This window comes from Proteus sp. G2675 (assembly GCF_963886535.1).
Taxonomy (GTDB): Bacteria; Pseudomonadota; Gammaproteobacteria; order Enterobacterales; family Enterobacteriaceae; genus Proteus; species Proteus mirabilis.
Map to the genome: position 1 here is coordinate 26,839 of NZ_CAWPCB010000035.1, position 19,247 is coordinate 46,085.

15 protein-coding genes are annotated in these 19,247 nt (G+C 40.3%); all 15 read right to left on the reverse strand.

Going from position 1 to position 19,247, the window contains the following annotated elements:
* Nucleotides 1-7: 7 nt before the first annotated feature.
* Complete coding sequence (gene hisS / locus AACQ49_RS09235; RefSeq protein WP_004243819.1) at nucleotides 8-1,291, reverse strand: histidine--tRNA ligase; 1,284 nt, start codon at nucleotides 1,289-1,291, stop codon at nucleotides 8-10.
* Nucleotides 1,292-1,413: 122 nt separating this feature from the next.
* Nucleotides 1,414-2,535 (reverse strand): flavodoxin-dependent (E)-4-hydroxy-3-methylbut-2-enyl-diphosphate synthase, encoded by a 1,122-nt coding sequence (gene ispG / locus AACQ49_RS09240; RefSeq protein WP_004243820.1) that lies wholly within the window; start codon nucleotides 2,533-2,535, stop codon nucleotides 1,414-1,416.
* 55 nt (nucleotides 2,536-2,590) lie between these two features.
* On the reverse strand, nucleotides 2,591-3,553 hold the full coding sequence (rodZ, locus tag AACQ49_RS09245) for a cytoskeleton protein RodZ (protein WP_004243822.1): 963 nt from the start codon (nucleotides 3,551-3,553) through the stop codon (nucleotides 2,591-2,593).
* 72 nt (nucleotides 3,554-3,625) lie between these two features.
* Nucleotides 3,626-4,060 (reverse strand): hypothetical protein, encoded by a 435-nt coding sequence (locus AACQ49_RS09250; protein WP_017627969.1) that lies wholly within the window; start codon nucleotides 4,058-4,060, stop codon nucleotides 3,626-3,628.
* Between the two features lie 85 nt (nucleotides 4,061-4,145).
* Nucleotides 4,146-5,327: a bifunctional tRNA (adenosine(37)-C2)-methyltransferase TrmG/ribosomal RNA large subunit methyltransferase RlmN gene (locus AACQ49_RS09255; RefSeq protein ID WP_004243825.1), complete on the reverse strand. Its 1,182-nt coding sequence runs from the start codon at nucleotides 5,325-5,327 to the stop codon at nucleotides 4,146-4,148.
* A 141-nt stretch (nucleotides 5,328-5,468) separates the two neighbouring features.
* Entirely contained in the window at nucleotides 5,469-5,894 is a 426-nt protein-coding gene (gene ndk, locus AACQ49_RS09260; protein WP_004243827.1) for a nucleoside-diphosphate kinase, read from the reverse strand.
* A 235-nt stretch (nucleotides 5,895-6,129) separates the two neighbouring features.
* On the reverse strand, nucleotides 6,130-8,451 hold the full coding sequence (pbpC, locus tag AACQ49_RS09265; protein ID WP_004250636.1) for a peptidoglycan glycosyltransferase PbpC: 2,322 nt from the start codon (nucleotides 8,449-8,451) through the stop codon (nucleotides 6,130-6,132).
* Between the two features lie 48 nt (nucleotides 8,452-8,499).
* Nucleotides 8,500-13,584 carry an alpha-2-macroglobulin family protein gene (locus AACQ49_RS09270; RefSeq protein ID WP_445260521.1) on the reverse strand — a complete coding sequence of 1,695 codons (5,085 nt, stop codon included), beginning with the start codon at nucleotides 13,582-13,584 and terminating at the stop codon, nucleotides 8,500-8,502.
* Between the two features lie 267 nt (nucleotides 13,585-13,851).
* Nucleotides 13,852-14,277 (reverse strand): enhanced serine sensitivity protein SseB C-terminal domain-containing protein, encoded by a 426-nt coding sequence (locus AACQ49_RS09275; RefSeq protein ID WP_004248435.1) that lies wholly within the window; start codon nucleotides 14,275-14,277, stop codon nucleotides 13,852-13,854.
* A gap of 27 nt (nucleotides 14,278-14,304) precedes the next feature.
* Nucleotides 14,305-15,600 carry an aminopeptidase PepB gene (gene pepB / locus AACQ49_RS09280; RefSeq protein WP_004243837.1) on the reverse strand — a complete coding sequence of 432 codons (1,296 nt, stop codon included), beginning with the start codon at nucleotides 15,598-15,600 and terminating at the stop codon, nucleotides 14,305-14,307.
* A 280-nt stretch (nucleotides 15,601-15,880) separates the two neighbouring features.
* Nucleotides 15,881-16,075, reverse strand: coding sequence for a Fe-S cluster assembly protein IscX (gene iscX, locus AACQ49_RS09285; RefSeq protein WP_004243841.1), 195 nt, complete (start codon nucleotides 16,073-16,075; stop codon nucleotides 15,881-15,883).
* A 15-nt stretch (nucleotides 16,076-16,090) separates the two neighbouring features.
* Nucleotides 16,091-16,426, reverse strand: coding sequence for an ISC system 2Fe-2S type ferredoxin (gene fdx / locus AACQ49_RS09290; RefSeq protein WP_036895310.1), 336 nt, complete (start codon nucleotides 16,424-16,426; stop codon nucleotides 16,091-16,093).
* A gap of 2 nt (nucleotides 16,427-16,428) precedes the next feature.
* Entirely contained in the window at nucleotides 16,429-18,279 is a 1,851-nt protein-coding gene (gene hscA, locus AACQ49_RS09295) for a Fe-S protein assembly chaperone HscA (protein ID WP_004243843.1), read from the reverse strand.
* A gap of 11 nt (nucleotides 18,280-18,290) precedes the next feature.
* Nucleotides 18,291-18,812 carry a co-chaperone HscB gene (hscB, locus tag AACQ49_RS09300; RefSeq protein ID WP_004243844.1) on the reverse strand — a complete coding sequence of 174 codons (522 nt, stop codon included), beginning with the start codon at nucleotides 18,810-18,812 and terminating at the stop codon, nucleotides 18,291-18,293.
* Between the two features lie 48 nt (nucleotides 18,813-18,860).
* On the reverse strand, nucleotides 18,861-19,184 hold the full coding sequence (iscA, locus tag AACQ49_RS09305; RefSeq protein ID WP_004243846.1) for an iron-sulfur cluster assembly protein IscA: 324 nt from the start codon (nucleotides 19,182-19,184) through the stop codon (nucleotides 18,861-18,863).
* Nucleotides 19,185-19,247: the final 63 nt, after the last annotated feature.

Below are 19,247 nucleotides of genomic sequence, written 5' to 3' on the forward strand. Positions count from 1 at the left end.
TCTCTCCTTAACCTAATAACAGCGTCAATTGTTGGGCCAGTTCGCTACGCGATACAATGGTCTGTTCACCTGAACGTAAATCTTTCACGGCTACTGTGCCAGCGTTAATTTCATCTTCACCTAAAATTAACGCGATTTTAGCACCATGTTTATCAGCACGTCCTAATTGCTTTTTAAAATTGCCTTTACCGTGATTGGTCATTAAGCGCAATGTAGGTAATTGATCACGGATTTCTTCTGCCAGCATTAATGCTGCACTTTGGCTATTATCACCAAAAGACGCAAGGTAAACATCAGCGACATGAGTATCAGCAACAAACTCAGGATTAACCGCTTGAACTAATAAGATCATGCGCTCCATCCCCATGGCAAAACCGACCGCAGGCGTTGGGTGTCCACCTAATTGTTTCACTAATCCATCATAGCGACCACCCGCACATACCGTTCCTTGTGAACCTAATGCACTGGTTACCCATTCAAAAACAGTACGGTTATAATAATCTAAGCCTCGGACTAAACGCTGATTAACACGATAAGTAATACCTACAGCATCAAGTAATGCACATAAACCATCAAAGTGTTCTCTTGATTCGTCATCAAGATAATCGAAAAGTTCAGGCGCATCATTCAATAAAGTCTGAATTTCAGGATTTTTAGAGTCTAAAACACGTAATGGGTTAGAATACATACGACGTTTGCAATCTTCATCTAATTGATCAACGTGTTGCTCTAAAAATGCGACTAATGCTTCACGGTATTTTGCCCGCGCTTCGAGTGAACCAATAGAGTTCAGTTCTAAAGTCACGTGCTCTGCAATACCTAAAGCCTTCCACCAGCGTGCCGTTAACATAATCAGTTCAGCATCAATATCAGGCCCTTGTAGGCCAAATACTTCTGCACCTAATTGGTGAAATTGGCGATAACGACCTTTTTGAGGGCGTTCATAACGGAACATTGGCCCTAAATACCATAAGCGTTGCTCTTGGTTATAAAGTAAACCATGTTCAATTCCTGCGCGGACACAACCTGCGGTATTTTCAGGACGTAAGGTTAAGCTTTGTGCGTCTTCACCTCGATCGGTAAAAGTATACATTTCTTTTTCAACAACATCGGTCACTTCACCAATTGCTCGCTGAAATAGAGGGGTATGCTCTACGATAGGTGTTCTAATTTCACTAAAACCATAACCGGCTAAAATTTGTTTTAGCGTATTTTCGATTTTCTGCCATACCCGCGTATCAGCAGGTAGGTAGTCATTCATACCACGAATGGCTTGGATTTTTTGTGCCACTTTTTTTCTCTAATAGTTATTAATTGATCAATAAACTGATTATAGAAGCGAAAACAATCAGTATTCAATGTGAAATCAATAGTAATACAGGCTCATTAGTTAATGAGCCTGTTAATTGCGTGTTATTTATCCAATTGATTTATATTAATTCGGAGGTTGCCGTCAAGCATTGCCGCTTTTGTACGGATTTTCGCCTCTAATAAATCAATCATATTACTATTATCAAGACGCTCTTTTTGTCTTACACCGTCTTCATAAAAACCACTGCGCGTTTTAGCTCCGGTTACACCTAGTGTAGAAACTTCGGCTTCACCAGGACCATTAACCACACAGCCAATAATAGAAACATCCATTGGTGTAATGATATCTTCAAGACGTTGTTCTAATTCATTAACTGTACCAATAACATCAAACTCTTGACGAGAGCATGTTGGGCAAGCAATAAAATTGATACCACGAGAGCGAATACGTAATGATTTTAAGATATCAAAGCCAACTTTTACTTCTTCAACCGGATCTGCGGCTAAAGAGATACGTAAAGTATCACCGATACCTTCTGATAGAAGGATCCCAAGGCCTATAGCTGATTTCACTGATCCGGCTCTTGCACCACCAGCTTCGGTGATCCCTAAATGTAAAGGCTGATCAATTTTTTTCGCTAATAAACGATAAGAATCAACAGCAAGGAAAACGTCAGAAGCTTTTACACTGACTTTAAACTGATCAAAGTTCAATTTATCTAAGATATCAACGTGGCGCATAGCCGATTCAACTAGCGCTTCAGGGGTTGGCTCACCATACTTTTCTTGAATATCTTTCTCTAGTGACCCCCCATTCACACCAATACGAATGGGAATATTGCGATCCCGGGCACAATCGACAACTTGACGAATACGCTCTTCATTACCAATATTACCAGGATTAATACGTAAACAATCGACACCATATTCAGCAACTTTAAGTGCAATACGATAATCAAAATGAATATCAGCGACCAAAGGTACTTTCACTTGTTGCTTAATTAGTTTGAATGCTTCAGCCGCATCCATAGTTGGTACAGAAACACGTACAATATCCACCCCAACACGTTCCAGAGACTTAATCTGGTTTACAGTCGCTTCAACGTCTGTTGTTCGTGTGTTCGTCATCGACTGTACCGCGATAGGAGCCCCATCGCCAATAGGTACATTACCAACATAAATTCGCGTCGATTTACGACGAATAATAGGTGATTCTTTATGCATTGATTAATTCTCCCATGCTTCCATGCTTCCATGCTTGCTCAAATGTATAGTCAGATTAAGCGCTCGGTACTGTTATTTTTGCTATTTTTCCAGTAAAACGGCTTAAGTCAACAGCTTCACCATTAAACTGTAAACGAGTAACAGAAGGTGCGCCTATTTTTAGTTTATAAGGTTGCTCACCATTAAATTCCAAACGGTCACCGGCTTTCTTAATACCATTAAATAAAACTTTATTTTGAGCATTACGAATTTCTAACCAGCATTCACCATCAAACATCAAGACCAGTTGATTTTCCACAATTGGTGCGGGTGTTGAATTGCCTTCAGCAGAATCAGCACGAGAAGTCGTTGATGTGGTTAATGGTGACACCGGTAATGGAACTGTTTTAACTTCTGCCTCAGGTGTGGCATCTGTTACTGATGGCTCGGCAACCTTATTAGCCTGATTATCTACTAATGGAGAAGCAGGCACTTGTACATTTTCACCCTCAGATGATGGGCTATTATTATCTAAGGTTGATAAAGGAGATTCTATCGTATTGGTGTTTTCTTGCGGACTATTTTGTCCTATGTCTTGCGAAGCCATAGAGACTAATTCTTGTTGATCGGCTTGATGACCCTGCCACCACCATAAACCGACTAAAGCTATCATTGCTATTACAATAACCCAAGTCAATTTCATCAACCAGCCTTCACGCTTTTTATGACGCTTACCCAATGAGTAATTTTGTGTTGTTGTGACTTTAACTTGTTTTATTGGGGCTTGTTGATCAATTAGACCTAGAATTGCGCTTTCAGGAACACCGACAAGTTTTGCATAAGAGCGCATATAACCACGTAAAAATGTCGGTGCAATACCAGAAGAGATAGTATCAGCTTCAATTTCACATACTGTTGTTAACTTCAAACAAAGTCGATCAGCAACAGTCTGCTGAGTTAGCCCCGCTTTTTCACGTGCCTGACGTAAAAGTTGACCCGCTGTTAATTTCACTTCTTCGGTTTTGTTTTCAGTATTCATTAGCAATCTAGGCACTGTGGCTATTGGATGTTTAACATTGATGAACACGAGAAAATACAGTTTTTAACGTCCTCATCGCGAATTTGGTGATTTTTGGTATTCAGCATGCTGACAAACCAAATAATCTGACGGTATATCCTCAATTAACACATTATTGTTGTTTAATAAATTTTGTTCACAAAGGAAATTACCATAAAACCTTAATACATTAACATTTACTGGCTTCGACTTCATCGCTAATTTGTAATAATCTAGCGCCTGAATAGGATTTCCCAATAACTGGGATGTTAATGCCATTCCTAAATTTGCTTCAGGATGCTCAGGCATCACTGACAGCACTTTTTGAAAATGATATTGGGCTATCTGATATTGTTGCTCAGCCAGATAAGCGTCCCCTAATTGAAGACGAAGAGGCACTGCAACATGTTTTTTATTTGCTGTTGATTGGCAGCCTATTGTCAATAACACCAAGCAGATAGCAACAACCTTTGATGACATCCTTATCATCGTTATCTTCCTTAAATTAATTCATTCTTGCAACTCTCTACTTTGTTTTAAAACCACAGCACAAAGCGAGAGTTATCCACCTCTATCAGACTGCTTTTACTGAAATTGGTTCACCTTGCAGACGTTTTTTCAGAGTACGCTTAGTTCGGTCAATCACATCACCAGCAAGTTGACCACAGGCAGCGTCAATATCATCACCACGAGTTTTACGTACAATAGTGGTGAAACCATATTCCATTAACACTTTAGAGAAACGATCAATGCGACTATTAGAACTACGTCCATAAGGTGCGCCTGGGAACGGGTTCCATGGAATTAAGTTGATTTTACAAGGTGTATCTTTTAAGCACTCTGCTAATTGATGTGCTTGTTCAGTGCTGTCATTAATATGATCAAGCATGACATACTCAACAGTAACTCGACCTTGGTTTGCATTAGATTTAGCAATATAACGACGCACGCCATCAAGAAACATTTCAATATTATATTTCTTGTTAATAGGAACAATTTCATCACGAATATCATCTGTTGGTGCATGCAATGAAATCGCTAAAGCAACATCAACCGCATCAGCTAATTTATCTAATGCAGGTACGACACCGGATGTAGACACGGTGACTCGACGTTTAGATAAACCAAAGCCAAAGTCATCCATCATAATTTCAAGAGCAGGAATAACATTGTTAAGGTTAAGTAATGGTTCACCCATTCCCATCATAACAACATTAGTGATTGGACGACGGCCTGTCTCTTTTAAAGCACCAATAATTTTAGCAGCACGCCACACTTGGCCAATAATTTCAGAAACTTTAAGGTTACGGTTAAAACCTTGTTGTGCCGTTGAACAGAATTTACACTCTAACGCGCAACCCACTTGTGACGAAACACATAACGTCGCACGATCATCTTCAGGAATATAGACTGTTTCAACTTGTTGAGAGCCTACTTTAATCGCCCACTTAATAGTGCCATCCGCAGAGCGTTGTTCTTCAGATACTTCAGGTGCCTTGATTTCGGCAATCTCTTTTAACTTCGCACGCAGCACTTTATTGATATCTGTCATCTGATCAAAATCATCATAGCAATAATGGTATATCCATTTCATGATTTGATCAGCGCGGAAAGGCTTTTCGCCCATAGAGACAAAAAGCTCACGCATCTGTTTACGATTTAAATCTAACAGATTGATTTTTGTTTTTTGATTCACAGTATTTTCTTTAGAAACAGCGACAGAAGCGCTTGGCGCTGGAGTGGTAGATTGGGTCATGACATTGCCTCGTTGTTACACTATGCGGCCTACGTTAATAAAATCTATTAACGGGATACTTATTAATTAATAAAAAGACGCCCCATTAAAGATTAACAGGGCGTCGCATTGTACATTTTTTCGTATACAGATGCTAATAAATTAGCGTGGGCAAATTTCGTTTTCAGTAAAGAAATAAGCAATTTCACGCGCAGCTGAAGCTTCTGAATCTGAACCATGCACTGCATTTTCTGTAAAGCTATCCGCGTAATCAGCACGTAAAGTACCCGCTAAAGCGTTATCAGGATTAGTTGCACCCATTAAGTCACGATGACGTTGGATAGCATTTTCGCCTTCTAATACTTGTACCATGATAGGGCCAGAAGTCATAAACTCAACTAAACCATCAAAGAAAGGACGGCCTTTATGCTCTTCATAAAAACCTTCTGCTTGTTCACGAGTTAAATGCAACATTTTGGCTGCTACGATGCTGAAACCCGCACTTTCAAAGCGGTTATAGATTGCACCAATAACATTTTTTTTCACTGCGTTTGGTTTGATAATAGAAAAAGTGCGCTGAATAGCCATGTATTACCTCAAAATATTGTATTAATAACAACTTATGTTGCCTGTTTTTATCGCAGATCATGGAAAAACAGCTCAAAACCGTATCCCCTGCAAAAATAAGGGATTGATTATAGGGGGATAACAATAAATTGCACAGATGAAATCCCGCTTTTTTTTAAAAAACTGTGGCAAAAAAGTTATAATTTATCGATTTAATCACATTTTTTACCTTCATTTGATTAAACTCTGCACTTATTTAACGAAAACTAAAATTCACCATATCCGTTTGACCGCTAAGATCAAGCACCGAAAGTTGGTATTTGCCACGTTTTTCTAATAAATAAGAGAACGTTGCCCCATTTTCAGTTTTACCGATTTGTTCACCATTTAAAAACCACCACTGCATACCACTTCCCCCTTGTGTAGAAACCGTTATTTCAAGCTGAGTTTCACCAGGCAATGGACGCAATAAATCCCCTTTTCTTATCCCAGAGATATACAAGGGGATCATATCTTCTTTAATCGGTGGACATGTTAATGAAATTGGTGGTAATCGTTTTGCTCTACGCTCTTTTTCAGGCAACCAAGCATCTAATGCTATCGGCCATAAAGCAATATCCTTTAATTGAGCACCAGGACAATTAGGCCCTGTACGTTTTCCTTCTTTATCTATCCATACTTTTTCATTGATGCCTAAAATGCCCTCTTGGCTTTCATTCAATAGTGTTGGGGGAATAGTATTATCAAGGATCCAGCTTCGTCGGCTGACTCGACAGTTACTATCTTCTTTAGGCAAAGCTTTTCCCGTTGGCCAACAAATAGCTGCGGCTGAGACACTATTTGGCCTAGGATCAACAGGAGGCCGCTGTTTATTTTGATAAAAATAACTCGTCAATAAATTATTAACTTGATTCATTATCGGTACAGCGGTTGCAAATCCAAACTGCCCCGCAACAGGTGTGCCATCAGGTCTCCCCACCCAAACACCAATGGTATAACGCGCATTAACGCCTATCGACCATGCATCACGATAACCATAACTTGTGCCTGTTTTCCAAGCCAAAGGAACAACCGCTGAAATAGCACTATCAGGACGAGGCCGTGCCTCTCCCGCTAAAATTCGCCGAATGATCCACGCAGCACCGGGTGACATTAACATACGTTCATTGATGGTTTGCTCTGGCGTAAAACGTAACGGCGCTGTTTTTCCATGCCTTGCAAGCGCACTAAAAGTCGCCACTAATTGATCCATTCGTGTTGCTGTTCCTCCTAAAATAAGCGCTAAATTAGGTTCAGAGCCATAAGGAAAACGCATTTCAAGGTGATTATGTCGCAACTTAGCTGCAAATTTTTTTGCGCCATAAGCTTCTATTAATTGAACGGCAGGTAAATTTAATGAACGACTAAGGGCTTCACTGGCACTCACGGCACCGTTAAATCCAGTATCAAAATTACCAGGACGGTAATCTTCAAAACGGCGCGGAACATCTTGTAATAGTGATTCTGCATGGATCAATCCTTCATCCAAAGCAAGACCATAAATAAAAGGCTTTAAGGTTGATCCCGGCGAACGCCATGCACTTATCATATCAACATGCCCAAAGCGTTGATTATCATTAAAGTCCGCCGATCCAACATAGCCTTTAACACTCATATCCGTGTGATCGACCACAAGTATTGCCAGAGAAGTTTTATCGGCTAGCTGATATTTCCACTGTTTGGCTAGCTCTTCTAGTTGTCGCTGAAGATTAATATCAATCGTGGTTGTGATCACCGGCGCTTTTTGCTCGTTATACATACGCCGAGCCAATAACGGCGCGAGTTGTGGCGTTTGTCTTGGTGCAAGTAGCACTTGCTCTTGCTTTATTTCAGCCACTTTCTCTTTGGGCCAAATTTGATATTCCGCTAATCTATCTAATACTTTATCCCGTGCAGCTTGAGCACGCTCTGGATACCGGTCTGGCCTTAAACGACTGGGTGCTTGAGGTAATACCGCCATTAATGTTGCTTCACCTGCTGATAAATCAGCGGGAGATTTACCTAAATAGGCCCAACTTGCAGCGCCAATCCCTTCTAAAGTGCCACCAAAAGGTGCACGGTTAAGATAAATTTCTAAAATCTCATCTTTCGAGTAATACCATTCAAGCTGTAATGTCCGCCATAATTGTTTTAATTTTCCCCCTAAAGTCCGTGAGTGGGGGTCAATCAAACGCGCAACTTGCATTGAAAGCGTACTGCCTCCAGAAACAATTTTTCCCGAGCTTAAGTCTTGCCATGCGGCACGTAAAATAGCTATAGGATTAACACCGGGGTGCTGATAAAACCAGCGATCTTCATAAGCTATCAACGCCTGCAAATATTCAGGGGAAACATCAGAAAGGGTAACGTGATAACGCCATATTCCTTCTTTATCAGCAAAACGCCAAAGTGGTGTTCCATCTTCAGCCGTTACTATGGTGGCGATTTGAGGCTCGGGATCTGGCAGTGGCCAGATCTTATCTGCTATCCATAGCAATAATGGTGTTACTAATAGAAAAATAACGCTCGCGGCGATTAACCGCTTATATCCTAGTTTCATTCAATCACTCAAAGGAAAAAGCCCTTTCCGAAGAAAGGGCTGTCTAGCTTAAGGCACAACATCAATTTTATTTTTTGTTGCCCCTACGGCACGCCAATAAGGCACATACATTGACTCAACTTGCGGAGGCGGTACTTGATAACTCCCCGGAGTTACCGCTCTTGCTAAGTAAAGTAATGTCGTAGGACGATATTTATCAACCGCTATTGCGGCAACAAAACGATCATCACGATATTCAAGATGTTTAATATTGGCTTGTCCCATATCATCAATAAACTCCTGCAAATCAGCAGCGCTATCGCTTAAGCTTGCGCTACTTGATGCTAAGTTTTGATTTTCAATTTCAAGCCCCGCTGGTAATAGATCAACCACTAAGGCATCAGGTACATCTCTATTAGCTGAAACCTCTAATTTTACCACCAGCATTTCACCACTTTGTAAGCGATTAGGATCGACTCGATTGCCTTTTAGATCGTAATAACTACGATTGATCTTCAATACATTGCTATAAGGCGCTGGGGCAACTTTTGGATATCCGACAACATTCATTCGAGAGTAAATGGTTGTACCACCTTGGTTGTTTAGTTCTAAACCTTCTTGCAATTGTGTTGCTGTCAATGCTTCATTAACTGCGCGATCACTACTCATTGCTGGCACTTGACGATTAATGGTTACTTCCCAAGGCTTCTCTGCCATATCAATAAAGAAACGACCAGCAAGGTATAGTGAGTTACTCTCCTGTGTAGAGAACCATTCACGCCCTGTTAAGTTATCAGATAATGTAATAACACTGGCATCACGAGTTTGAGTTTCCAAATTGTTTTCACTGAGTAGCGCAATAATCAACGCTTGGTCACGAATAGTACTGCCGTAATCACCTAAACCGTAATTATATTTACGTGGCATGGTGACACCTTCAGCAATTAGGCTTTCAGCACGAGAGTTATCTCCCATCAATTTCAAAGCAACACCTAACTGCACAAGCGCTAAACCACTACCCGCTTGATTACGTTCTAGATATAAACGGCGCAATTCTCCCAAAGGGGCTTTTTGCTGATTAGCCAGAACTAAAGCCGCATATGCTCTTGCTGAGAATCGAGCCGCATCTTGGTTAACCACATACTCTTCATTAACAATATTTTTATCTTGTAAATAACGTAGTAGACGATCATTTGCCCGTTTTAATGCCTCAGTAGGAACTTCATAACCTTGTTGAGACGCTCTAAATAAGAAATCTGTTGCATACGCCGTTAACCAAAACTCTTCACGCCCACCTTGAGCCCACAAGGCAAATCCTCCTTCGGATTTTTGCATTGTTAAGATATGAGCAATCCCTTTTTCTATGGCTTCTTTTCTTTGCATATCTGTTTGTGTTTTGATCCCCAATTGTTTCAACTCTTTCTCTGTTGAATACAAGGATGGATATAATCCACTAACAGTTTGCTCAAGACATCCATAAGGATATGCAAATAACTCTCTAACATAACGCGCTACCTGTAACGGAGGGCGGCTAGTAAGTAATAATTCCCCCTCAAGCGTTGAGCGATTAAATTGATTTAATGCTTCGTTTGGTAGGCGCCAAGACTCACCATCTGCTAATGTATTGGCGTAATGTATTGTCTCAGCAGGATACGCAGGGCGTACACCTATTTTCCAAGTATTTTGATAAGGTTTTATCTCTTCATTAGGTACTTTAATACCATAAATAGACAGGGAAAATTCTCCTTGGCCAAATCCATGTTTTGCCGTAATAGGGATTTGAACTTGAGTTCGTTCACCTTTCGATAATGAAACAGTTTTACTGTCGACACCCGCTAAATCAACTAATCCTGATGCCGTATAATTTAACGTAATAGATTGTGGTGCATCCGTTAAGTTAGTTAAATCTAATGACAGTAACGCATCATCTCCCCCAGCCATAAAGCGTGGTAATGAGAGTTGAGTAACTAATGGCGCGGCAACAACAACTTTACCTTCTTGGCTACCAAATTTATCCGCAGTCCATGCTTGAGCCATAAGGCGGACTTCACCATTAAACTCAGGTATAGGTAAAGAAACCTCACCTTCACCTTGTGCATTTAATTTTACAGGTGTTGCTTGTTGAGCAATGATTTGCACATCTGTTAATGGTTTTTTACCACCACGAGATAATGCACTTTCTTCGCTTCCATCACCACCAAAACGTAGGTTGGCTAAACGCCCTTCTCCTTCAATTAACTGACCATAAACATCGTATTGATCAACGCTATAACGCTTACGACCAAAGAAAGCTTCGTACGGATCAGGCGTTTTATAGTCGGTAATATTTAAGACACCTGTATCAACTGCAGACACTAATACATTGATGTTTTCCGGCAATGGCTGGCCTGCAACGGGCTTAGCTTTAATCCGAATTTTTAGATCTTGATTTGGACGAATTTTTTCAGGTGCATCCAGTGCAATATCTATACGGCGATTGTTATCTTGTAGTGGTAAATGCAAAATACCTACTGCACGTTTTACCGTCGCTTGTTTGGATGTATCCCCCGGTCTTACCACCACCGAAGTCAAATATAAATCGTGTCTTGCCCACTCTTTATTAATAGGTACTTCAACATCAAGCCCTTTTTCAGGTACATCAATCTCTTGCCACCATAGTGGCCCATCACTCGATTCTAATAACACATAACCTTTGCCAGGATGAGGGGCTGCAATATTGAGTTTGACTTTTTCACCCGGTAAGTAACTCTCTTTATCTAATTTTAATTTAACTTGATCAGGTCTTACTGCCCCGGTTCCGCCTGTATTATCCATCCAAGAATAGCCCGCCCAAAAACGTAAGCTACTGACAAGTTCTGTTTTAGGATCGACCACTTCTATACGATAAGAGCCCCATTCAACAGGGAAAGCCACTTTTGCGGTACCATCTTTAGCTATTTTGATAGTCTGCTCATCCATTTGCAGATCTTTTTGATTGTAGCCAGACTCCCAACCATTTGAATTAGACCAACGCCAATAATAATCATAACGTTCGTAAATAAATCTTACTTTTAGGTCATCTGCAGGTAATTTTTTACCCTCTTGATCGGTATAAACGATTTCAAACTCCGCCATTGAGTTTTCATCAACACTATAGCCTGATTTATATTTATCATTACGGTAGTCATACACCTCTTTTTTAGCAAAAACAGGGCGAATTCCCGCAAGATGTGTCGCTGGCCATACCGCTTGTTGATAACGGCGAGTAACAGGACGCCCTCCGGCTTCAAGTAAGCTTGCTTGTAAGATAATATTAATCGGTGATTTCACTTCAGCATAACGGTCTTTATCAACCGTTAATGCCCCTTCACCATCCGTATCAAGAGTAAGTTCAAATTCATCTAATAAACGACTTAAATTTTCATCTTTTACGGCACCAAATTCATAACCCGGCAGTTGACTGACTGCTTCTCGCGAAGCTTTTAAGAATACCTGCCCTTGCAAGCGATTATCTGCTGCCGGTGCACCATAAAGATAACGACCTTTAATATCAAAATAAGCATTATTACCACTGAGTAAAATGCCTTTTTTACCGGTGATCTCTAATGCCATACGCTCAGGCATAAAATCTTCAACTTGGAATTGGTAGAAGCGTGGAGTGCCATCGCCTAAATCAAAACGTAATTTCCGAATACCTGTACTCTCATTTTCAGGGATCATCAGTTTCAACTGATAAAAACCATTTTCAGGTTGCCAAACAAAACTACGGGAAACCTGACCATCCGTTTTTAATAAGTCAACTTTAACAGGTTGCTCTTTAATCGGGTTTCCATCACCATCTCGCAATAAACCATTAACGATTAAGGTTTCGCCGGGGCGGTACAGATCGCGTGGACCAAAGACAAAAAATTGTTTGCTATAACCTTGTGGCCCGCCGATATCAAATTCGGATAAATCAAGGGCTGGTTTACGCAAATCAATCATACTGGTTTGCCCATTACGAATAGCGAGTAATAAACGTGCTTTATCACTCTTTTCTAATGTGGCATGCCCTTGATTATCAGTTTTTGTTTTAGATATTAAATTACCTTTTTCATCTAAAAGACGAATTTCAATATTGTCTAATGCTGTGCCATTTTTCAGGGATTGAGTAAAAATATCTAGCGTATTAAGGTAGCTATGTACTGATAAACCGATATCACTAAAAGTAAATACCGTTGCCGGCATGGTATAGGAGTATTTACCTGCCTGCTGCATTACGGCGATATAGACACCCTCTTTTTTTAGGGCTTCAATAGATTTGAGTGGTAATAAGACATTTTCACGGGTGTTTTTTTCTGTATCAAGTTCAAAGCGCCCGCTATACACCAAATCCGCTTGTGACAGAAAATCGTCTGATTCCCAATAGTTAATATTAGAGCGACTTTCCCATTGAGTTAAAAATTGTGTTAACCGATCATCTTTAACTCGAAAAAAGTTAACATCGACTTGTTCGACATTTAATGCGCTAATTGGCAAACCTTCCGTTGCTTCTAACGGTAATAATGAGCCTTTACTGGTAAAGCCGACCGATGGAAAAATCTCTTCTGTAGTAAATTTTTGGCTAAATGGCTCTACTAATTTACGTTCGTTAATTCCTTTAATTTGAGCATCAATAGTCAGGTTTAACTCTGTTGAAGGTGGCAAATGGCGGAACCGTAACTCCATCAGATTATCAGATAGCTCCCAAGCCCCCTCTAATTTACCTTTTTTAGTATCAACAAGACGGATAACATCATCAAATTTCTGATCAGGATCGAGTGGTACTGAAAAAGTCACTACCATCGTACTTGCGCCATCGCGTTGTAATTCAGAGGCATCTAGTACAGTCACCTCTTTACCTGCATAACGACGAGCAAGTTCATTGCGCACTTCTTGGCTAGTTAATGCAGTTTGATTATTCGTTTTGGTTGTAACTGCGGTTTTATCACCAAGCTGTGTCGTCGTTTGTTGCGATGTGCTTTTTTGTTCCGCAACTTGTGTTGGTTGTGAGTTATCACTCGCCGAAGATTGCTCATCTTCTGTTTTGTTATCATCACAGCCTGTTAAAGCTAATGCTGAAGCCAGTACCACTGCAAGTGTACACCAACGGTACCCTCTTTTTTCCGTGTACTGTCTAAATTGATCTCGATTCATATCCATTTCCTTTAATTCAACCCCTGAATTATATGATGTTTTATGCAGGCTATAATAATATACAACGTATTAAGTAAATTAATTATCTAATACTACAGCCTTATTTAGGCTTTACTAATTATTTGTTTGTGCGTTTTTAAGCAAAGTAATAGTAAAACAAAGAGTTACATATAAATGCAAACCATTTGCTATTTTAATCATTTTCTTATTATAGGGTAAAAAAAAGCGATATCTGATGAGATATCGCCTAAACTGCAAAAAATTAGGTTAGGTATTCAAATTAACGATTGGAATACCCTTACGAAGAAAGCCCCCTAATTTGCGTTGATAAAAAGGGGTTACATGGTGAGTCATAAAATGACTTACACCTTGCTCATCTTTATTCACAAAACAGAAATCCAGAGATTGTCCTTCTTCTAGATGCTCAAAAGCGGCTTCAGCAGCTTGTGGGAGTATCTGAGCAATAATATTTTCTTCTCCAGTGATTTCTAGCCCAATCAAATAAAATGACTCATCATCACCTTGCTCCAAAGCATTAACAATAAATGCACGACGAATAGGCTTATGTTGACCAAAAAATTCGCTCAATGCTTGTGTTAATTTTTCAGGCTGTGGCTCAAGCACACTCAGTTGTAGAGAAGAACCTTCAACAGCAACAATTTCTTGTACTTCAAATTGTTCAGATACATCCATTACAAACTCCAAATCACATAATGTTTATTATTTTGCTTTTGTTAATAATAAATTAGCGATAGAACGAACACCATATCCTGTTGCCCCAGCAGCCCATTGCTCTACAGATGATTTTCTGTAAGTTGCTGAACAGTCGATATGTACCCAGCCTTTTTTATAATCTTTCACAAAGTGAGAAAGGAAAGCGGCTGCTGTACTTGCGCCTGCGGTATGTGAAGGTGCGGCAATATTATTGAGATCAGCAAAACTTGATGGTAACTGGCTACGATGGAAATCAGCTAATGGTAAGCGCCAGAACAGTTCATTTTCTTGATCTGCACTTGCTAATAATTCATTCGCTAATTTATCATCAAAACTTAATACAGAGTGATAATCATTACCTACGGCCACTTTAGCTGCACCAGTCAATGTTGCCGCATCGATAATCAATTCAGGGGCAAAGTTGCTAGCATCAATTAAACCATCTGCTAAAACTAAACGACCTTCTGCATCCGTATTCATGATTTCAACGGATTTACCATTACGATAACGGATAATGTCTCCTAACTTAAAGGCATTACCGCTAACCATATTATCAGCAATACAGAGCAATAGTTTTACGCGTTTATTTAAACCTCGTGTAATAGCTAAAGCCAAAGCACCTGCTAAGGTTGCAGCACCGCCCATATCCGCTTTCATAGAATTCATGGAAGAAGAAGGTTTGATGCTATATCCGCCTGAATCAAAGGTGATCCCTTTACCAACAAGACAGGCAAAGATAGGGGCTTCAGCATCTTTAGTTGGATTAAAATCTAATGCTAAATAGACGGGATCACGTGAAGAGCCTCGACCTACGGTATAAATTCCCGCATAGTTCTGATCTCTCAGATCAGCCCCTTTGGTGATTTTATAGCTGATATCTTCTTTATCTAAACCACAGAACAGATCAACAGTACGCTGAGCCAGTTGTTCAGGCCCTAACTCTTCTGCTGGGGTATTTATTGTGTCACGCACCCAATCAACAATGCGGATACGCGACTCTAATTCTTTTTTGTCCGCTTCACTTAATTGTGGCCATTCGATTGAACGTGCGCCTTTAGGTGCTCTAAAACCTAACCAAAACGCCCAACTACGTTCTAAATCCCAGCCGTCACCAACTAGAGCAACATTACGAATACCTTGACCATCAATTTTGCGCCCACCACGCTGAATGGCCCCTAAGCGGTTTTCTTCCGTTAAGTGAACGGTCATGCCAGTTTCGTTAGTGCTAATTAGTGCTTTTTCTCCCCAACATGCTGCTGCAGGTTCATTAGACAGCATGATAGGCATAATTTGTTTATTCATTTATTATCTCACTTATTATTACTGATGGCAGTTAACCTATTCAGACTACCAGATATTTACCTTTTAGCGTGATCAATTTACTGCAAAAAATCAGTCACGACTATTCTCATTAAAGCCTTTTAGCTAATTGCATGTTACTTTACGAGCAATATCCCATAAACAAACGCTGGTTACTCAGTCTTTTGGGGTATTTATTCCTCTTTTAAAGTTAAATCATACTGAGCAATAAAAACAAAAAGACTGGCAATTAACCAGTCTTTCGCATTAATCATTTACTCGATTATTCAAATTCATCAAGCCAAACTAATAAAATTGCTTCAAGAATTTTTTCATTCGATTTTTGTGGATCATCATCAAAATCGTCTAATTGGCAAATCCACTGATGCATATCGGTAAAACGAACGGTTTTTGGATCTGTATCGGGGTAGAGATCATAAAGCGCTTCCCCTATTTCACGTGTATCACTCCATTTCATTTTAAACTCCTAAAATCAGTGTTCTCTCGCATGGTTGATAGAATATTTAGGTATTTCAACGACTAAATCTTCATCAGTTACCTTCGCTTGGCAACTTAAACGACTTTCTGGCTCTAATCCCCACGCTTTATCTAACATATCGTCTTCCAGTTCTGAACTCTCATCAAGAGAGTCAAAACCTTCACGAACGATACAGTGACAAGTGGTACACGCACACGACATTTCACACGCATGTTCAATCTCAATGCCATTACGTAATGCAACATCAAGAATAGACTCACCTTCAGTGGCATCAACAACAGCACCTTCCGGGCAAAGTGTGCTATGGGGTAAAAATACAATTTTAGGCATAGTTATATCTCATCCACAGAATGACCTGCCAACGCTTGACGAATGGAAGTATCCATACGACGCGCAGCAAATTCCTGAGTTTGCTTATCCAGTTGTTTAATGGCGTTTTCAATGGCAACAGGATCTGTTCCCTCAACGCTTTCTATTAAAGTATCTACAACATTATCGATAGCCGTTTTCTCATCTTCCGTTAAGAGATGAGCATCTTCTTGTAATGCTGCGGTTAAACTTTCTAACACGCGAGCGGCTTCGACTTTTTGCTCGGCAAGACGACGAGCTTGTAAATCTTCTTTGGCATTTTCCATTGAAGATTGGATCATATTAGCGATTTCTGTATCACTAAGACCATAAGAAGGTTTTACCTGTACTGAGGCTTCAACACCAGTGGATTTTTCCATCGCACTAACGCTTAATAAACCATCAGCATCCACTTGGAAGGTAACACGTATATGTGCTCCCCCCGCCGCCATTGGTGGAATACCCCGCAAAGTAAAACGGGCTAATGAGCGACAATCACTCACCATTTCACGTTCACCCTGTACCACATGAACACTCATGGCAGTTTGACCATCTTTAAAAGTGGTAAATTCTTGTGCTCTCGCAACAGGGATAGTGGTATTTCGTGGGATCACTTTTTCAACCAGCCCGCCCATGGTTTCTAAACCTAATGAAAGCGGAATAACATCCAACAAGAGCATTTCGCTATCAGGTTTATTACCTACCAGAATATCTGCTTGAATAGAGGCACCAATAGCAACAACTTTATCAGGGTCAATCGAAGTTAATGGTTCACGTTTAAAATAATCGCCTACCATTTGGCGCACCAGAGGCACGCGAGTTGATCCGCCCACCATAACCACTTCGAGCACTTCATCCACGTCAACATCAGCATCTTTTAATGCTCGACGAACGGATAACAACGTACGTTTAACTAAAGGTTGAATTAATGATTCAAATTCAGCGCGGGTAATTTCCCCTTTCCAACCATTGATATTGATATCAGCCACATCATTATCACTTAAAGCGATTTTAGTTTCTGAGGCAATATCAAGTAATTGACGTTGTAAAATAACATCATTTTGATAGCCAAATCCCGCACGCTCTCTGATCCAGTCGGCTAACATCATATCAAAGTCATCACCGCCTAACGCAGTATCACCACCAGTTGCTAAGACTTCAAACACCCCTTTAGTTAAACGTAAGACAGAGATATCAAAAGTTCCGCCCCCTAAGTCGTAAACGACAATAGTGCCTTCTTTTCCGGAATCTAATCCATAAGCAATCGCGGCAGCAGTAGGTTCATTTAATAAACGTAATACATGTAAACCTGCACGACGTGCTGCTTCTTTAGTGCCTTGACGCTGTGCATCATCAAAATAAGCAGGTACAGTGACAACCACACCATCAAGTTCACCACCTAATGATTGTATTGCACGCTCTGCTAAGGCTTTTAAAATATCCGCAGAAACTTGAATAGGATCGACAATGCCAGCAGGTGTTTTAATTAATGGCAGTCCACTATCATTGTCATGAAAATGGTAAGGGAGGTTAGGATAACGACTGGTTATATCATTTAGCGAGCGCCCCAGCATTCGTTTTATTGAGCTGATGGTATTGGCGGGATCTTTTTCAGCTTCTTGTTTCGCCTGCCAGCCAACATTAATATTATCAACTTGATACTGCACAACAGATGGCAATAAATAGCGACCTTCACTATCAGAAAGCGCTTCGGCTTGCCCACTACGTACAGTGGCAACAAGTGAGTGTGTTGTTCCTAAGTCAATACCCGCAGCTAATCGACGCTGATGTGGCGCAGGTGTTTGTCCTGGCTCGCTAATTTGTAATAATGACATAACAATTTTCCTTAAAAACCATCAAACAAGCGTTCTTCAAGATGCTCGACTTGCTCTTTTAATTTCGCGAGAAAACGTAATTTTCTCACATTGTCTGCGGCAATGTCCCAAGTCTGACTGTCCAGTGTTTTCACCATTTCATCATAGCGTACAGTGTACATTTTCTCTAAGCGCGCAGAAAAATCAGCCAGTAAATTTTCAGCATCAGTACTATGCTCTATATCATCCAGCTCTTCACGAAGCGTAAGCTGCTCCATAAGAAAAGCCGTATCGTGCATCGTTTGTTGCTCATTAGCAATATCGATGCCCTGTAAAGAGAGCATATATTCAGCTCTTGAAAGTGGATTTTTTAAGGTTTGATAAGCCTGATTGATAGTCGAAGCAAACGAAATTGCTTGTACTTGCTCTTTGTCAGATTTACCCGCAAAACGATCGGGGTGATATTGACGTTGCATCTCTTGATAACGAGAAGCAAGCTGTTGTTTATCAATATCAAAACGATTAGGCATGCCTAATAGGGTGAAATAGTCCATACTTCTGCTCTTGGATTAATTGATATTAATACCATGTATAAATATTGATTACACGGTAAAGCTTTCTCCACAACCACATTCGTTAGCCACGTTTGGGTTGTTAAACTTAAAGCCCTCGTTTAATCCTTCTTTAACGAAATCAAGCTCTGTTCCATCTAAATAGACCATGCTTTTACCGTCAATAATAACTTTCACACCTTTATCTTCAAAAACGGTATCTTCGTCATTGATGACATCAGCAAACTCAAGAACATAAGCCATCCCAGAACAGCCTGATGTTCTTACGCCTAAACGCAAACCTTCGCCTTTGCCACGATTAGCAAGAAAAGAGCGAACACGGTTAGCAGCGGCTTCTGTAAGGGAAATTGACATGGCACACCTCACTCATAAAGAACGAAAGCGGACACTGAAACATAACCTTCAGCATCCGCCAAT